The organism is Gallaecimonas xiamenensis 3-C-1 (assembly GCF_000299915.1).
GTDB lineage: Bacteria > Pseudomonadota > Gammaproteobacteria > Enterobacterales > Gallaecimonadaceae > Gallaecimonas > Gallaecimonas xiamenensis.
The window spans coordinates 23,410-40,820 of sequence record NZ_AMRI01000026.1 but is presented as its reverse complement, the minus strand read 5'-3'; the positions used below and the strand labels follow the sequence as shown (position 1 = coordinate 40,820).

Genomic DNA, 17,411 nt, shown 5'->3' with positions numbered 1-17,411 from the left:
CGGCCGCCTAGCTGGAGACCATCCGCCGAAAACGCCGAAAGGCCAGCCAGAAAAACACCGAACCGGTAGCGGCCACCGCCAACAGCTGCGGCCAGATGATGCTAAGGCCCGCCCCCCGGTACAGCACCGCCTGGGCCAGGGACACGAAATGGGTAGAGGGCACCAGCTGCATCAGGTATTGCAGGGTCTGGGGCATGGAGTCCAGGGGGGTGGTACCGCCGGACAGCAGCTGCATCACCACGAAGGTGGGCATGGCCAGCAGCCCGAATTGGGGCATGGTGCGGGCCAGGGTGGCCAGCAGTATGCCAAGGGAAGTGACAGACCCCAGGTAGATAAGGGCTCCCAGCACAAAGAGCGGCACGGCGCCGTCGCTGATGGGCACCCCCAGCACCCCTTTGACCATGCCATACAGAGCCAGCACTACCGCCACCAGGATCACCAGGCCGTTGGCCCAGATCTTGGCCAGCATGATCTCAGAGGCCGACAGGGGCATCACCAGCAGGTGCTCGAGGGTGCCGTGTTCCCGTTCGCGGATCACCGCCGCCCCGGTGAGGATGATGCTGAGCAGGGTGACGTTGTTGACCACCTGCATCACGGCGCCAAACCAGCTGGTGTCCAGATTGGGGTTGAAATAGACCCGGGGCACCAGGTTCACCGGCACCGGCTGCGCCAGGGCGAAGTAACGGCTTACCGTCTGCTGCACTATCTGCTCTATGTAGCCGGCCCCTACCCCGGCCTGGCTCATGGCACTGGCGTCCACCTGTAGCGCCAGGTCCACCTGGCGGCCGGCCTGCAGATCGGCGGCAAAGCGGGGGGGAATTTGCAGCACGAAGGTGACCTTGCCCTGCTCCATCAGGCGGTTGATGTCCTGGCTGCCGTCCAGGCGCATGGCCGGTTTGAAATAGGGGGGCAGGAAGGCCTCGCTGATACGCTCGGACAGGGCCGAGCGGTCCATGTCCTCCACCGCCACCGAGGCGTTCTTGACCTCGGTGCTGGCGCCCCGGCTGATGGCGTAGAGGGCCAGGGTGAAGGTGTAGAGGATAAGCACCATCAGCACCGGATCTTTGAGCACGCTCCACAGTTCCTTGACCCCCAGGGAGTAGACGTTACGCCACTTCATTTCTCCTGCTCCTTCATCACCAGCACGCTGAGCACCACAAAGCCCAGGGCGAAGCCGGCCAGGGCCAGCAGGCTGGGCACCAGATCCACCAGGCCCAGGCCCTTGGCGAAGGTGCCCACCGACAGGGTATTGAAATAGGCCGAGGGGAACACCAGCCCCATCCATTTGGCGGCCCCGGTCATGGAAGCCATGGGCACGATAAGACCGGAAAAGTTCACCGCCGGCATGATAGACAGGATGGCCGAGGCAAAGAGTGCCGCCACCTGGGTTTTGACAAAGGCCGACACCAAAAGGCCAAAGGCGGTGGTGGCGGTGACATACAGCAAGGAGCCCAGCAACAGGGCGGCCAGGCTGCCGGTAACCGGCACCTGGAACAACCAGATGGCCAGCAGCAGCATGCTGAGGGCGTTGATGCAGGCGATCAGGATATAGGGCAGCTGCTTGCCCAGCAGGAATTCCAGGCGGGTGGTGGGGGTGGCGTAGAGGTTGAGGATGGAGCCCATCTCCTTTTCCCGCACCACCGCCAGGGCGGTGAGGATGGCGGGGATCAGCGCCAGCAGCAGCATCAGCACCCCCGGCACCATGGCGTTGACGCTGCGAAAGTCCTGGTTATAGCGGTAGCGGCTCTGAATGGACAGGTTGCTGGTCCCCACCAGTCCCTGCTCCTTGAGATACTGCTGGTGGACCCCCAGCACATAACCCCGGGCGGTTTCGCCGCGAAAGGGCATGGCGCCGTCTATCCAGGCCGCCACTTCCGGTTGGCGGCCGGCGGCCAGATCCCGGCCAAAGCCCGGCCCTATGGCCAGCACCAACCGCAGCTCGCCGCTTTTAAGGCGCCGCTGGGCCTCCTGTTCGCTGTGGATGGGGGCTTTTTCCTCGAAGTAGCGCGAGCCGCGAAAGCTCTCTACATAGGCGCGGCTCTGGGGGCTCTGGTCCTGGTCGAAAACCCCGTAAGCCAGATTTTCCACGTCAAAGGAAATGCCGAAGCCGAACACCACCATCAGCAGCACTGTGCCGAGCATGGCAAAGGCCAGCCGGATGGGGTCGCGCTTGATCTCCATGCCCTCGCGCCGGGCATAGGCCCAGAGCCGGCCGAAGGAAAACGCGGCCGGTGGTGCCGAGGCCTTTTCCTCCCCCACCGGCAGCTCGCCGCTGGCCTCGGAGGGCTGGGCCTGCTCCAGGTAATGGATAAAGGCCCCTTCCAGGTCTTGGGCCTGGCTGTCCTTGACCAACTGGGCCGGGGTGCCCTGGGCCAGGATATGGCCGGCGTGCATCAGGGAGATACGATCGCAGCGCCCCGCCTCGTTCATAAAGTGGGTGGAGATAAAGATGGTGACCCCGTCGTGGCGGGACAGCTCGTGCAGCAGGGTCCAGAACTGGTCCCTGGCCTGGGGATCCACCCCCGAGGTGGGTTCATCGAGGATCAGCAGCCTTGGCCTGTGCAGCACCGCCACCGCCAGTTGCAGGCGCTGCTTGATGCCTAAGGGCAAGGCGTCGGCGTTCTTGTCCGCCACCTTTTCCAGGGTAAAGCGGGCCAGCAGCTCGCCGATGCGCTTGGCCGGTTCACCGATGTCGTAGAGCTTGGCGTGCAGCTCCAGGTTGGCCCTGACCGTCAGCTCCCCGTAAAGGGAGAAGGCCTGGGTCATGTAGCCTACCTGGGCGCGCATGGCCAGGCTGTGCTGGGTAACGGGTTCGCCGAAGATGGTCGCCTGGCCCTCGCTGGGGGGCAGCAAGCCGGTGAGCATCTTCATGGTGGTGGTCTTGCCGCAGCCGTTGGAGCCGAGAAAGCCGAAGATCTCCCCCTGGCCTATGGTGAGGCTGACCTGGCTGACGGCGGTAAAATCGCCGAAGCGGCAGGTGAGCCCCTTGGCCTGGATGGCCACCGGCCGGTCGCCCCCTGTGGCCAAAGGCAGGGGCTGGAAGGGCTGGCCGGCACCGCCCGCTTGCAGGGCAATAAAGGCGGCGTCCAGGTCCTGGGTGCCGGTACGGGCCAAGAGCCCCTGGGGGCTCTCTTTGGCGAGGATGCGCCCGCCGTCCAGGGCCATGACGCTGTCGAGCACCATGGCCTCTTCCATGTAGGCGGTGGCCACCACCAGGCTCATCTGCGGGCGGGCCTGGCGGATGCTGGCCACCAGTTGCCAAAATTGGCGGCGGCTCAAGGGGTCCACCCCTGTGGTGGGTTCGTCCAGCAGTAACAGTTTGGGGTCGTGGATAAGGGCGCAGCACAGCCCCAGTTTTTGCTTCATGCCCCCCGACAATTTGCCGGCCGGCCTGTCCTTGAAGGGCCACAGGTGGGTGGCTTTGAGCAGCTGTTCGGCGCGGCGGCGCCGCTCGGCCTGGCCATGGCCGAACAGCCGGCCGAAAAAGTCCAGGTTTTCCCAGACCGACAGGGTCGGATAGAGGTTCTTGCCCAGGCCTTGGGGCATGTAGGCGATGTCGGCGCAGACATTGCGTCTGGCCCTGGCCGAGGTCATATCGGCCCCCAGCACCTCGAGTTGCCCCTGTTGCAGGGCCTTGGTACCGGCAATCAAGTCCAGCAGGGTGGATTTGCCCACCCCGTCCGGCCCTATGATGCCAAGGCTCTGCCCCGCCTCCAGGGTCAGGGCAGCATCCTTGAGGGCCTGGGTATCACCGTAACGGTGACCCACCCCCGCCAGCTTGATGGCGCTCATGCTTTAAAGGGGCTTTCGAGGTTGGCCGGCCAGCTTTGGCTGGCATCGAGCTTGATCCAGGCGGTGCCGGGCAGCCCGGTTTTGACCTGGGTAATGTGTTCTTTGAGCAGGCTGGCGGGGATACGCACCTTGACCTTGAAGGTGAGCTTTTCACGCTCTTCGCGGGTTTCCACCTGCTTGGGAGTGAACTGGGCATTGGCAGACACGAAGGTCACCGAAGCGGGAATGGGTTTGTCGGGCAAGGCGTCCATGATGATGCGGGCCTCGCTGCCCAGGGCCACCTTGCCGGCCTGGGCCTGGGGCAGGAAGATGGACATGGTGACGTCGGTCAGATCCAGCATGTTCAGCACCTTGCCACCGGCGCCCAGCACTTCCCCGACATTGGCCAGCCGGTACTGGATACGGCCGTCACGGGGGGCCTTGAGCACGGCGTCGTCCAGTTGGGTCTTGAGGGTATCGACCCCGGCCTCGGCCTCGTCGATGGCGCCCTGGGCGGCCACCGCCTGGGCATTGGCCGCCACCAGGGCGGCGGACGCCACCTGGAAGCTGGACTCGGCTTCGTCATACTGGGCCCGGGCAATGAGCTTTTTGCCCAGCAGTTCCTTGGCCCGGGAAAACTGCACCTTGGCCAGGTTCAGCTGGCTCTGGGCCTGTTCCACCTGAGCCTTGGCAGCCAGCAGGTTGTCCTGGGCCTGGCGGGCCTTGGCCTGGGCCTGGCGCAGCTGGGCCTCCAGGGTGGCGGTGTCCATACGGGCCAGGATCTGGCCCTGGGTGACAAAGTCCCCCTCCTCCACCAGCAGCTGGTCCAGGCGGCCGCCGGTCTTGGTGGCGATGTCCAAGGCCACCGCCTCGATACGGCCGTTGCCAAAGGCAAAGCCGTCGGGGGTGCCCTGCACCAGCCACTTCTGCCCAGCCCAGATGGCAGCCACCACCGCCAGTACCAACACCACAATCACGCCCTTGCGCATGGGGAAAATCCTTCTTGGTTTTTTCGCGATCCTAATGATTGGCCGGGCCTGATGTGTTGTTCGATATCAAAACAGGGCCAACTAAATCCAAGGCCGGAGGGAAGTGGCCAGACAAGCACCAAGTCCCTGGCACAAAACCCAGCTTAGCGCGTTGAGTGCAAAGGCAAAAGTGGCTTTAGGGCCGGTCTTTTCATGCCCTTTTCCTTAATCAGCCTCCAGGCCTTGCCCCGACAGGCCGCCCTCTGGCATAAGGCCTATTCTGTGAAATTTGGGTGAAGGATAACCATGTTCAAAAAAGCGATGTGGGCCCTGGCCGGGCTTCTGCTGCTTGGCCTGCTGTTGCCGGCAGGGATAGCGGTGCCGGTGGCCGGCGCCAATGCCAGCAGTTGGCACCCTAAGACCTTCTGGTACAGCCCCTGGGGCAGTTCAGGCACCCACAAGGGGGTGGACATCTTCGCCCCCAAGGGTACGGCTGTGGTGGCGGCGGCTCCGGGACTGGTGCTCTGGCAAGGGAACCTGAGCAAGGGTGGCCAGGTGGTGCTGGTGCTGGGGGCCAAATGGCGGCTGCACTACTATGCGCACCTGGACCAGGCAAGCACTGGCGGCGGCCGATGGTTGGCCAAAGGTGAAAAACTGGGCACTGTCGGCGACAGCGGCAATGCCAAGGGTAAGCCCCCTCACCTTCATTACAGTCTGGTGAGCCTGCTGCCCTACCCCTGGCTGATTGATGGCAGTGAGCAGGGCTGGAAGAAGATGTTCTACCTGGACCCCATCAAGCGTTTCCCATAAAAAAAGCCCGGCCAAGCCGGGCTTTTTTGAGCGCGTGACTGCCTTACAGCTTGTCGGCGTTCTCGGCCAGGTAAGCGGCCACACCCTGGGTGTCGGCTTTCATGCCTTGGTCGCCTTTGTTCCAGCCGGCGGGGCAAACTTCGCCGTGCTGTTCGGTGAACTGCAGGGCGTCGATCATGCGCAGCATCTCGTCGATGTTACGGCCCAGGGGCAGATCGTTGACCACCTGGTGGCGCACCATGCCAGCCTTGTCGATCAGGAAGGAGCCACGGAAGGCCACACCGGCTTCGGGGTGCTCAACGTCGTAGGCTTTGCAGATCTCGTGCTTGACGTCGGCTACCAGGGGGTAACCAACCTGGCCGATGCCGCCTTGGTTGACCGGGGTGTTGCGCCAGGCGAAGTGGCTGAACTGGGAGTCGATGGACACACCGATCACTTCCACGCCACGGCTCTTGAACTCTGCCAGGCGGTGGTCGAAGGCGATCAGTTCGGAGGGGCACACGAAGGTGAAGTCCAGGGGGTAGAAGAACAGGACCGCATACCGGCCTTCGATCTGTTGTTTGAGGTTGAAGGTTTCGGTGATCTCACCGTTGCCCAGAACGGCAGCAGCGGTAAAGTCGGGGGCGGGGCGGCCAACCAGTACGCTCATTGTACTTCTCCATAGGGTGGTTTGGGCATGCCGGGGCATGCGAGATATAAGGGGCGATTATAAAGACTGGGCGGGCACAAACAAGTCGAGCCAGTGCCGGCCCCTGGCTTTGCCGGCTACTGCAAAAAGCGGCGGCCTTTGCGTCGACAAGCCAGGCCATGGCCTGCTAGTCTCGCGCTTTTGCCAAAGACGCCCCCTGCCATGCTGCTAAACCCTGTCATTATTTCCGTGACCCTGCTGCTGGTGCTGAGCCTGTGCCGCATCAACGTGGTGGTGGCCCTGACCCTGTCGGCCTTGATGGCCGGCCTCAGTAGTGGCCACCTGAGCCTGGACCAAACCCTCAAGGCCTTTACCGGCGGCCTGGGTAACGGCGCCGAAATCGCCCTGGGCTACGCCATGCTGGGGGCCTTTGCGGTGGCCATAGCCCGGTCCGGCATCACCGAATGGGGCGCCGCCCATATCATCGGCAAGCTGGGGGCCACCCCCAGCCCGCGCCGCCAGGCCCTGGTCAAAAGCGTGCTACTGCTGGCAATACTGTCCATGGCGGTGATGTCCCAGAACTTGATTCCCATCCATATCGCCTTTATTCCCATACTGATCCCGCCGCTGCTGGGGGTGCTGACCGACCTGAAGGTGGACAGGCGCCTGGTGGCCTGCATCATGACCTTTGGCCTGGTCACCCCCTATATGGTGCTGCCGGTGGGCTTTGGGGGCATTTTTCTTAACAAACTGGTGCTGACCAACCTCACCAACAACGGCCTGGTGATGGATGCCGCCACCCTGCCCAAGGCCATGTTGATCCCGGCCCTTGGCATGGTGGCCGGGCTGCTGATCGCCGTCTTTATCAGCTACCGCAAGCCGCGCGACTACCAGCCCAGCCATATCGAAGGGGACACCCCGGTCCACAGCAAACCCAACTGGAGGGTGTTGCTGGTGTCGGCCCTGGCCCTGGGTGTCGCCTTTTGGCTGCAGCGCAGCACCGACTCGGTTATTTTCGGCGCCCTGGTGGGCTTTTGCGTCTTCATCGTCGGCGGCGTGGTGCCCTGGAAGCAAAGCCAGGACGCCTTCACCGAAGGGGTGCGGATGATGTCCCTTATCGGCTTTATCATGATCACCGCCTCAGGCTTTGCCGAAGTGGTCAAGGCCACCGGCAGTGTCGAGATCCTGGTAAAAGGCCTGTCGCAGAACATGGGTTCCAAGCCCCTGGCGGCGGCGCTAATGCTGCTGATTGGCCTTTTTGTGACCATGGGCATCGGCTCCAGCTTTTCCACCGTGCCGATCATCGCCACCCTCTATGTGCCCCTTTGCATCAGCCTGGGTTTCTCGCCACTGGCCACCGCCGCCATTATCGGCACGGCGGCGGCCCTGGGGGATGCCGGCTCGCCCGCCTCCGACAGCACGGTGGGCCCCACCGCCGGCCTTAACGCCGACGGCCAGCACGACCATATCCGCGATTCGGTGCTGCCCACCTTCCTGCACTACAACCTGCCGCTGCTGGTGGCCGGTTGGGTAGCCGCCATGGTGCTCTAAGGCATACCCCATAAAAAAACCGGCCAGATGGCCGGTTTTTTATGCAGCGCCTAAGCCAGTTAGGCTGTGGCGTCGTCTGCTTTGGGGTGCTTGGCTGCGGTTTCTTTGATCAAAGGTTGCAGCTCACCCTTCTGGTACATCTCCAGGATGATGTCACAGCCACCGATCAGCTCGCCTTCTACCCACAGCTGCGGGAAGGTCGGCCAGTTGGCGAATTTGGGCAGCTCGGCCCGGATATCCGGGTTTTGCAGGATATCCACGTAGGCAAAAGGCTCGCCGCAGGCCATCAGGGCCTGGGCCGCCTGGGCGGAAAAACCGCAGCTGGGCAGCTTGGGGGAGCCCTTCATATACAGCAGAATGTGGTGCTCGGCGATTTGCTCTTTGATACGTTCAATGGTGTCCATGACAACCTCTAGAATGATTGCGTGACCACATTGTACTGCGACTGGGGTTTGCACCCAAGGGCAATGCCCCTGAGCCCTGAATAAATAAATTTATTGCTTTATATATTCACAGGGCCGCCACTGGGAGTACAATGTTTGGCGAGTCAATGTCGAACGCAACCAAAGGAGAGGAAACAATGGCTTTCGAATTGCCAGCACTTCCCTACGAGAAGAACGCCCTTGAGCCCCATATCTCTGCCGAGACCCTGGAATATCACTACGGTAAGCACCACAACACCTATGTGGTGAACCTCAACAACCTGACCGCCGGCACCGAGAACGAAGGCAAATCCCTGGAAGACATCATCAAGTCCTCCACCGGTGGCCTGTTCAACAACGCCGCCCAGGTGTGGAACCACACCTTCTACTGGCACTGCCTGAGCCCCAACGGCGGCGGCGCTGCCACTGGCGCCGTGGCTGACGCCATCAACGCCGCTTTCGGCTCCTTTGACGCTTTCAAAGAAGAATTCACCAAGAACGCCATCGGCAACTTCGGTTCCGGCTGGACCTGGCTGGTGAAGAAAGCCGACGGTTCCGTAGGTATCCACAACACCTCCAACGCCGGCTGCCCCATCACCGAAGGTGTGACCCCGCTGCTGACCGTGGACGTGTGGGAACATGCCTACTACATCGACTACCGCAACGCCCGTCCCAAGTACATGGAAGCCTTCTGGGCCCTGGTTAACTGGGACTTCGTGAACAAGAACCTGGCCTGATAGCCCTTCTTGTGCAAAAGCCCCTGCGGGGGCTTTTTTATTGGACCCCTGCCATGAAAACACTGTCAGGCCTTGGCGGCCGGGCGCCGCGCCTTAAGGTCTTTATCCAAAACCGCCCGCCCCTGCCGGCCTACCAGGGCCCAGGCTACCGAGCCATGGTACCGGGGGAAATCGGCGCCATAGCCCGGGATACCGGCAACCATTGGCGCAAGGTATTCAATGTCTACGCCAAGCTGGCTTTCGCCCTGGCACCGGGCCCCTTTGACCGTTGGCAGGATTTTAGGGACCAGCAGCTATTGCAGGACGCCAGTTCCTTTGCCCTACTGTTCAGCCCCCCGGATTTGGCCGACAACAGCCTCAAGCTGGTACTGGGCAAAGGCTACGCCAATGAGCTTGGGTTGTTGGCAGAACAAGGAGGCCCCCTTGCCTGGGACGCGCCGGGTTTTGCCCACAGCGCCGACAAGCGCCTGATCCTCTGCCCCTATTTTGACTACCGCCAGCTGTCCGACCTGAAAATCGGTTATCTGCTGTCCTGGTTAAGGCCGCTCTGGGCTGAAGATGACCGGACTTAAATTTAAGGAAATTTGAAAATTTAACTTTAAATTCCGAGCCTTAAAGTCCGGCAAAACCCAACACCCCGTCTACGCTTATAACTAAAGAAGACCATTGACCGGTCATATCCTATAGCTGAGACAGGGGGCGCTATGAGCATCATCGAGCACTATCGCCAGCGTTACGAGGAAGCGCGGGAAGAAGAGTACTCACTGGAAGAATTCCTCGACATCTGCAAGAAAGACCGCATGGCCTACGCCACCGCCTCGGAGCGGCTACTGGCCGCCATCGGCGACCCCGAAATGATAGACACGGCCCAGCACCCCCGCCTGTCGCGCATTTTCTCCAACAGGGTGGTGGCCCGTTACCCGGCCTTCTCCGACTTTTACGGCATGGAAGAAGCTATCGAGCAGATAGTGGCCTACCTCAAACATGCCGGCCAGGGCCTGGAAGAGCGCAAGCAGATCCTCTACCTGCTGGGCCCGGTGGGGGGCGGTAAGTCCTCCCTAGCCGAAAAGCTCAAACACCTGATGCAAAAAGAGCCCATCTACATGCTCAAGGGCTCACCGGTGCAGGACCACCCCCTGTGCCTGTTCGACCCCAACGAAGACGCCGCCCTGTTCGAGTCTGAATACGGCATTCCCCGCCGCGCCCTGGAGATCATCATGTCCCCCTGGGCGGCCAAACGCCTCAAGGAATTCGGCGGTGATATCTCCAAGTTCCGGGTGGTCAAAGTGCTGCCGTCCATCCTCAACCAAAGGGCCATCGCCAAGACCGAACCGGGGGACGAGAACAACCAGGACATTTCCAGCCTGGTGGGCAAGGTGGATATCCGCAAACTCGAAGAATTCAGCCAGAACGACGCCGACGCCTACTCCTACTCCGGCGCCCTGTGCCGCGCCAACCAGGGCATCATGGAATTCGTGGAGATGTTCAAGGCCCCCATCAAGGTGCTGCACCCCCTGCTGACCGCCACCCAGGAAGGCAACTACAACGGCACCGAGAGCCTGTCGGCCCTGCCCTTCCAAGGCATTATCCTGGCCCACTCCAACGAGTCCGAATGGCAGGCTTTTCGGAATAACCGCAACAACGAGGCCTTCCTTGACCGGGTTTATATCGTCAAGGTGCCCTACTGCCTGCGGGTGACCGAAGAGATCAAAATCTACGACAAGCTTATCGAGAACTCCGAGCTGGCCACGGCTCCCTGTGCCCCGGGCACCCTGGAAACCATGGCCCAGTTCTCGGTGCTGTCGCGCCTTAAAGAGTCGGAAAACTCCAGCCTCTACTCCAAGATGCGGGTCTATGACGGCGAGAGCCTCAAAGACACCGATCCTAAGGCCAAGAGCTACCAGGAGTACCGGGACTACGCCGGGGTGGACGAGGGCATGACCGGGCTATCCACCCGCTTTGCCTTTAAAATTCTGTCCCGGGTGTTCAACTTCGACCATTCGGAAGTGGCGGCCAACCCGGTCCACCTCTTTTATGTGCTGGAGCAGCAAATCGACCGGGAGCAGTTCCCCCAGGATACCGGCGAGCGCTACAAGGAATTCCTCAAAGGCTTCCTTATCCCCAAATACGTCGACTTTATCGGCAAGGAGATTCAGACCGCCTACCTCGAGTCTTACAGCGAATACGGCCAGAACATCTTCGACCGCTACGTCACCTACGCCGATTTCTGGATCCAGGACCAGGAATACCGCGATCCGGAAACCGGCCAGCTGTTTGACCGGGGGGCCCTGAACGCCGAGCTGGAGAAAATCGAGAAACCGGCGGGGATCTCCAATCCCAAGGATTTTCGCAACGAGATCGTCAACTTCGTACTGCGGGCCCGGGCCAACCACAACGGCAAGAATCCCACCTGGACCAGCTACGAGAAGCTCAAATCGGTTATCGAGAAGAAAATGTTCTCCAATACCGAAGAGCTGCTGCCGGTCATCTCCTTCAACGCCAAGACCTCGGCCGAAGAGCGTAAGAAACATGACGACTTCGTCGAGCGGATGATGGACAAGGGCTACACCCGCAAGCAGGTCCGGCTGTTGTCGGACTGGTACCTGCGCGTGCGTAAATCCTCGTGAGGAGGGCCTATGTCGCACTTTATCGACAGGCGCCAGAACGCCAAGGGTAAGAGCACCGTCAACCGTAACCGCTTTCTGCGCCGCTACAAGTCGCAGATCAAAAAGGCGGTGTCGGACGCCATCACCAAACGCTCGGTGGAAGACGTCAACTCGGGGGAATCCGTGTCCATACCGGCCAGGGACATCTCCGAGCCCATCTTCCACCAGGGCAGGGGGGGCCTTAGGGAACGGGTGCATCCGGGTAACGACCAGTTCGTGCCCGGCGACAAAATAGCCAGGCCCCCTGAGGGGGGCGGTGGCGGCGCTGGCCAGGGAGACGCCTCCGACAGCGGCGAGGGCCAGGACGACTTCGTATTCGAGATCTCCAAAGACGAATACTTGGACCTGCTGTTTGAAGACTTGGAACTGCCCAACCTGGAAAAGAGCCAGCTGGCCCAACTGGTGGAATGGGAGACCCGGCGCGCCGGCTTTGTAAACCAGGGGGTGCCCAGCCGTATCAACGTGGTGCGTTCCTTGAAGCAGAGCCTGGCCAGGCGTATGGCCATCACCGCCGGGCGCAAACGCCAGCTCAGGGAGCTGCAAGCCCAACTGGCCGAGTTGGAAAACGATCCTACCGCCACCCAGGATCAGCTCAAGGTCCTGCGTGACGAGATAGCGGCCCTCAAGGCCGCCATCGACAAGGTGCCCTTTATCGACACCTTCGACCTTCGCTACAACAACTTCGAGCGGGTGGCCATACCGTCGAGCCGGGCGGTGATGTTCTGCCTGATGGACGTGTCAGGCTCCATGGACCAGGTCACCAAGGACATGGCCAAGCGCTTTTACATCTTGCTCTACCTGTTTTTAACCCGCACCTACAAGCATATCGACGTGGTTTATATCCGCCACCACACCCAGGCCAAGGAGGTAGACGAACACGAGTTCTTCTACAGCCAGGAGACCGGCGGCACCATCGTCAGCTCCGCCCTGACCCTGATGGCGGAGATCATGAAAAAGCGCTATCCGCCGGACCAGTGGAACGTCTACGCCGCCCAGGCCTCGGACGGGGACAACTGGGCTGACGACAGTCCCAACTGCGCCAAGTTGCTGGCCGAGCAGATACTGCCCTTCGTGCGCTATTACAGCTACATCGAAATCACCCACAGATCCCACCAGACCCTGTGGCGGGAATACGAGAGCCTGGCCGCACAATTCCCCAACTTTGCCATGCAGCACATTCAGGAAGTGGGGGACATCTACCCCGTGTTCCGGGAATTGTTCAGGAAACAGGCCGCCTAGGAGGCATTATGGCGAAAGTGCGCAAGCCCCTGCCCGACGGACCGGATTGGACCTTCGACGATCTGGTGGCCTACGACAAGGCCATAGCCCGGGTCGCGGAACATTACGGCCTGGATACCTACCCCAACCAGATGGAAGTGATCACCGCCGAACAGATGCTGGACGCCTACAGTTCGGTGGGTATGCCCATCGGCTACAGCCATTGGTCCTTCGGCAAGAAGTTTATCCAGTCCGAACAGTCCTACCGGCGCGGTTTCATGGGCCTGGCCTATGAGATCGTCATCAATTCTGACCCCTGCATCGCCTACCTGATGGAGGAGAACAGCCTGCCCATGCAGGCCCTGGTGATAGCCCACGCCTGCTACGGCCACAATTCCTTTTTCAAGAACAACTACCTGTTCAAGACCTGGACCGACGCCGAGAGCATCATCGACTACCTGGTGTTCGCCAAGAACTACATCCGCGAGTGCGAAGAGCGCCACGGGGAGCGGGAGGTGGAGACCTTACTGGATGCCTGCCACGCCCTGATGAACTTCGGGGTGGACCGCTACAAGCGGCCGTCGGAGATCTCCCTGGCCGAAGAAAAGCGCCGCCAGGAAGAGCGGGAGGCCTACCTGCAAAGCCAGGTCAACGAGCTGTGGCGTACCCTGCCCCAGCCCAAGGAAACGGCCGTAGAAGAGCCGCGCTTCCCGGAAGATCCCCAGGAAAACCTGCTTTATTTCATCGAGAAGAACGCGCCGCTGCTGGAACCCTGGCAGCGGGAAATCGTGCGCATCGTGCGCAAGATAGCCCAGTACTTCTATCCCCAGCGCCAAACCCAGGTGATGAACGAAGGCTGGGCCAGCTTCTGGCACTACACCCTGCTCAATCACCTCTACGACGAAGGTCGGGTGTCTGACCGCTTTATCCTGGAGGTGCTGCATTCCCACACCAGCGTCATCTTCCAGCCCGACTACAACAGCCCCTACTACAGCGGCATCAACCCCTATGCCCTGGGCTTTGCCATGTTCCGCGACATTCGCCGCATCTGCGAAGAACCCACCGAGGAGGACAAGCAGTTCTTCCCGGATCTGGCCGGAGCCAACTGGCTGGAAGCGGTGCACTTTGCCATGCAGAACTTCAAGGACGAGTCCTTTATCGGCCAGTACCTGTCTCCCAAGGTGATGCGGGATCTGCGGCTGTTTGCGGTGCGGGATGACGACAACAAGAACTACCTGGACGTGACCGCCATCCACAACGACGACGGTTACCGGGCCCTGCGCCAGACCCTGTCGGCCCAGTACAACCTGGCCAACAACGAGCCCAATATCCAGGTCTACCAGGTCAATGTGCGGGGGGACAGGTCATTGACCCTGCGCTATGTGCCCCACAACCGCATTCCCCTGCACGAAAACAACGCCCAGGAAGTGCTCAAGCACCTGCACTATCTTTGGAAGTTTGACGTGCACCTGGACGTGGAGCACGCCAACGGCGAGGTGGAGCGGCGCCTGACCTGCCCCTTGAGCATAAAAAAAGGCGCCTGAGGCGCCTTTTTCTTAGTCGACGATGTCGGAGGGGATATCGGAGCGCATGCTCACCCAGATGCGCCCGGAATCCAGGCCGTATTTACGCACCACAGGCAGGGCTTCTTCGAACTTGTGCTCCCCTGCCAACTCCTTGAGGGTGGCGTAGTACTTGGTGGCCAGCTCGCGTGCCTTGGGGTTGGAGAAGTAGAACTTGCCCACCCGGCTGTAGAGGTTTTTGAAGCCGTTGAGGATCAGCACATAGATGGGGTTGCCACTGATACCGGCCATGGAATGGTGCAGGCGATAGTCGTACAGGGCAAATTCCACCGGATCTTCGGTGAGGGCCTCGGCTTCGGCCAGCAGTTTGACCGCCTTTTCCGGCGCATGCTTGAGGGCGCTGCGGATAAAGATGGCGCTGATGTTGGTACGGGCAGACAGCAGGTGATCGACCAGCTCGGGGAACCTGTCCTGGTCCAGGCGGGCGAGGGTTTCCAGGATGTTGAGGCCGCTGGTTTCCCAGAAGTTGTTCACCCGGGTCGGTTTGCCGTGTTGGATGGTCAGCCAGCCGTCCCGGGCCAGGCGTTGCAGCACTTCACGCAGGGTGGTGCGGGTGACCCCGATCAGCTCTGACAGCTCACGCTCAGCCGGCAGAATTGAGCCCTGGGGAAAGCGGTTGTTCCAGATGGACTCAATGATATATTCCTCAGCAAATCCTGCTGGGCTTTGCGCTTTGATAATCATGCGAATGTTGCTGCCTGTCTTATTATTCGGTATCGAAGCCCGATTCTAGCGGTGGCTTTCACAAAAAGAAACTTTTGCCAGTATTTGCGACCAAGAGTGGTCGATTACCAACAGGTAGGAGTGCAAAGTCGCGGATCACTCCATTAAGATAGGCAAAAAACAACACACTCCGCTCACAGGGAACTTGCATGTCGTCAACCATTTCGCTGCCTAGGGCGCTGGTGGCCAACTTCTTGGGGCACGCCCCGGATTGGTACAAGCTGACCATCGTCAGCTTTCTCATCATCAACCCTATTTTGTTCCACCTGAGCCCCTTCCTTGCCGGTTGGGTTCTGATCATCGAATTCATCTTTACCCTGGCCATGGCCCTCAAGTGCTACCCCCTGCAACCGGGCGGCCTGCTGGCCATTGAGGCAGTGATCATCGGCATGACCAACCCGGCCCACGTCAAGGCCGAGTTGCTGGCCAACCTGGAAGTGCTGTTGCTGCTGATCTTCATGGTGGCCGGTATCTACTTCATGAAGGAGCTGCTGCTGAGCATCTTCACCAAGATGCTACTGAAGGTCCGCTCTAAGAGCCTGCTGTCCCTGGCCTTCTGCCTGGCGGCCGCCTTCCTGTCCGCTTTCCTGGACGCCCTGACGGTAGTGGCGGTGATCATCGCCGTGGCTACCGGCTTCTATGCCATCTACCACAAGGTGGCGTCGGGCAAGGAAGTGCATCACGAAGGGCACGACCACACCACGGACGACCACGTCCACGAACTGACCCGCAAGGACCTGGACCTGTTCAGGGCCTTCCTTCGCAACCTGATGATGCACGCCTCGGTGGGCACCGCCCTTGGCGGCGTCTGCACCATGGTTGGCGAGCCCCAGAACCTCATCATCGCCGAGAACGCCGGTTGGCAGTTCATCGAGTTCTTGATGCGCATGCTGCCGGTAACGGCCCCTGTGCTGGTGTTTGGCCTTATCACTTGCCTGGTGGTGGAAAAGCTCAAGCTGTTCGGTTACGGCGCCCACCTGCCTGACGCCGTGCGCCACGTGCTGCTGGACTACGCCCAGGCCCAGGACGCCAAACGCACCCCCAAAGACAACGCCCGCCTTTATGCGCAAGCCGTGGTGGCCATCTGGCTGATTGTGGGCCTGGCCCTGCACCTGGCCGCCGTGGGCCTGATTGGCCTTAGCGTCATCATCTTCACCACCGCCGCCTGCGGCATCACCGAAGAACACCAGTTGGGCAAGGCCTTTGAAGAGTCACTGCCCTTCACGGCACTGCTGGCGGTGTTCTTTACCGTGGTGGCGGTGATCATCGACCAGCAACTGTTCAAGCCGGTCATCGAATGGGTGTTGACCTTCGAAGGCAAGAGCCAGCTGTTGGTGTTCTACATGGCCAACGGCCTGCTTTCCATGGTGTCGGACAACGTCTTCGTGGGTACCGTCTACATCAACGAAGTGCACGCCGCCCTTAACCAGGGCCATATCACCCGTGACCAGTTCGACCTGCTGGCGGTGGCCATCAACACCGGCACCAACCTGCCGTCCGTGGCCACCCCCAACGGCCAGGCCGCCTTCCTGTTCCTGCTGACTTCGGCGCTGGCGCCGCTGCTGCGCCTGTCCTATGGCCGCATGGTGTGGATGGCCCTGCCCTACACCATAGTGCTGACCATAGTGGGCATGCTGACCGTCTACTTCGTGCTGCCGGACATGACCACCTGGCTTTACGACCAGGGGCTGATCAACCACCACCAGCCCGGTACCTCCCCCCTGCCCAGCGGGCACTAAAAGGGAATGTGAAAAAGCCGTGCCAAAGCACGGCTTTTTCTGTTTAATAGCATTCCATTATCACCATGAAATTGAGTGCCTTATGCTCAAACAGCTTGCCTCCTTCCGAACCCCCTGGTTATTGCTGGCCTCCAGCGCCCTGATCCTGGAAATGGTTGCCCTGTTTTTCCAGTACGGCATGCGCCTGGAACCCTGCGTCATGTGCGTCTATCAGCGGGTGGCGGTATTGGGGCTTTTCGTCGCTGGCGTGGTGGGGGCTTTTGCCCCGGAGAAGCCGTTGGTACGTTGGGCCGGTATTGGTGGCTGGCTGGTCAGTGCCATCTGGGGCCTGAAGATCGCCTACGAGCACGTGGACCTGCAGCTGGACCCCTCCCCTTTCAAGCAGTGCGCCTTTATTCCGGACTTCCCGGCCTGGTTCAAGGTGGACCAGTGGCTGCCGGCGGTGTTTGAGGCCCGTGGCGACTGCACCCAGACCGTCTGGCAATTCCTGGGCCTGTCCATGCCCCAGTGGATGATGGTGATTTTCAGCCTCTACCTGCTGGTGGCGCTGGCGGTCATCATAGGCCAGTTGCTGCCCAAGAAAGCCTGAGGCGCC

The 17,411-nt window shown here is 60.9% G+C and carries 15 protein-coding genes; 9 read left to right on the top strand and 6 right to left on the bottom strand.

Annotation, left to right across the window (positions count from 1 at the left end; genetic code table 11):
* Window positions 1-7 precede the first annotated feature (7 nt).
* From B3C1_RS15875 to B3C1_RS15865, 3 genes are read right to left on the bottom strand one after another with little or no spacing between them, the layout of a single operon-like run.
* Window positions 8-1,120, bottom strand: coding sequence for an ABC transporter permease (locus tag B3C1_RS15875; protein WP_008486076.1), 1,113 nt, complete (start codon window positions 1,118-1,120; stop codon window positions 8-10).
* Complete coding sequence (gene rbbA / locus B3C1_RS15870) at window positions 1,117-3,792, bottom strand: ribosome-associated ATPase/putative transporter RbbA (RefSeq protein ID WP_008486075.1); 2,676 nt, start codon at window positions 3,790-3,792, stop codon at window positions 1,117-1,119. Before rbbA ends, B3C1_RS15875 begins: the two co-directional genes overlap by 4 nt.
* Window positions 3,789-4,760, bottom strand: a complete 972-nt coding sequence (locus B3C1_RS15865; RefSeq protein ID WP_008486073.1) for an HlyD family secretion protein — start codon at window positions 4,758-4,760, stop codon at window positions 3,789-3,791. Before B3C1_RS15865 ends, rbbA begins: the two co-directional genes overlap by 4 nt.
* 285 nt (window positions 4,761-5,045) lie before the next feature.
* Between B3C1_RS15865 and B3C1_RS15860 the strand changes: the two genes are divergently transcribed.
* Window positions 5,046-5,549 carry a M23 family metallopeptidase gene (locus B3C1_RS15860; protein ID WP_008486072.1) on the top strand — a complete coding sequence of 168 codons (504 nt, stop codon included), beginning with the start codon at window positions 5,046-5,048 and terminating at the stop codon, window positions 5,547-5,549.
* A gap of 43 nt (window positions 5,550-5,592) precedes the next feature.
* Here the strand turns inward: B3C1_RS15860 and B3C1_RS15855 are convergent, their stop codons facing one another.
* The gene (locus B3C1_RS15855; RefSeq protein WP_008486070.1) at window positions 5,593-6,198 is read right to left on the bottom strand and encodes a peroxiredoxin; all 606 of its coding nucleotides are present in this window, start codon (window positions 6,196-6,198) and stop codon (window positions 5,593-5,595) included.
* Window positions 6,199-6,399: 201 nt separating this feature from the next.
* Between B3C1_RS15855 and B3C1_RS15850 the strand changes: the two genes are divergently transcribed.
* Window positions 6,400-7,728, top strand: a complete 1,329-nt coding sequence (locus B3C1_RS15850) for a Na+/H+ antiporter family protein (RefSeq protein ID WP_008486069.1) — start codon at window positions 6,400-6,402, stop codon at window positions 7,726-7,728.
* A 59-nt stretch (window positions 7,729-7,787) separates the two neighbouring features.
* On the opposite strand, the gene B3C1_RS15845 is transcribed toward B3C1_RS15850, so the two are convergent.
* Entirely contained in the window at window positions 7,788-8,132 is a 345-nt protein-coding gene (locus B3C1_RS15845; RefSeq protein ID WP_008486068.1) for a Grx4 family monothiol glutaredoxin, read from the bottom strand.
* 176 nt (window positions 8,133-8,308) lie between these two features.
* Between B3C1_RS15845 and sodB the strand changes: the two genes are divergently transcribed.
* From sodB to B3C1_RS15820, 5 genes are all read left to right on the top strand, one after another.
* Window positions 8,309-8,887, top strand: coding sequence for a superoxide dismutase [Fe] (gene sodB / locus B3C1_RS15840; protein ID WP_008486067.1), 579 nt, complete (start codon window positions 8,309-8,311; stop codon window positions 8,885-8,887).
* 53 nt (window positions 8,888-8,940) lie between these two features.
* On the top strand, window positions 8,941-9,459 hold the full coding sequence (locus B3C1_RS15835; RefSeq protein WP_008486066.1) for a DUF6942 family protein: 519 nt from the start codon (window positions 8,941-8,943) through the stop codon (window positions 9,457-9,459).
* Window positions 9,460-9,591: 132 nt separating this feature from the next.
* Window positions 9,592-11,514, top strand: a complete 1,923-nt coding sequence (locus B3C1_RS15830) for a PrkA family serine protein kinase (RefSeq protein WP_008486065.1) — start codon at window positions 9,592-9,594, stop codon at window positions 11,512-11,514.
* A gap of 9 nt (window positions 11,515-11,523) precedes the next feature.
* A complete protein-coding gene (locus B3C1_RS15825; protein ID WP_008486064.1) occupies window positions 11,524-12,792 on the top strand; it encodes a YeaH/YhbH family protein in 1,269 nt (422 codons plus the stop codon).
* Window positions 12,793-12,800: 8 nt separating this feature from the next.
* Complete coding sequence (locus B3C1_RS15820; protein WP_008486062.1) at window positions 12,801-14,315, top strand: SpoVR family protein; 1,515 nt, start codon at window positions 12,801-12,803, stop codon at window positions 14,313-14,315.
* Window positions 14,316-14,327: 12 nt separating this feature from the next.
* Here B3C1_RS15820 and fadR read toward each other — a convergent pair whose 3' ends face one another.
* Window positions 14,328-15,038, bottom strand: coding sequence for a fatty acid metabolism transcriptional regulator FadR (gene fadR, locus B3C1_RS15815; protein WP_008486060.1), 711 nt, complete (start codon window positions 15,036-15,038; stop codon window positions 14,328-14,330).
* Window positions 15,039-15,226: 188 nt separating this feature from the next.
* Between fadR and nhaB the strand changes: the two genes are divergently transcribed.
* Window positions 15,227-16,816, top strand: coding sequence for a sodium/proton antiporter NhaB (gene nhaB, locus B3C1_RS15810; RefSeq protein ID WP_008486059.1), 1,590 nt, complete (start codon window positions 15,227-15,229; stop codon window positions 16,814-16,816).
* Window positions 16,817-16,898: 82 nt separating this feature from the next.
* Window positions 16,899-17,405 (top strand): disulfide bond formation protein DsbB, encoded by a 507-nt coding sequence (gene dsbB, locus B3C1_RS15805; RefSeq protein WP_008486058.1) that lies wholly within the window; start codon window positions 16,899-16,901, stop codon window positions 17,403-17,405.
* Window positions 17,406-17,411: the final 6 nt, after the last annotated feature.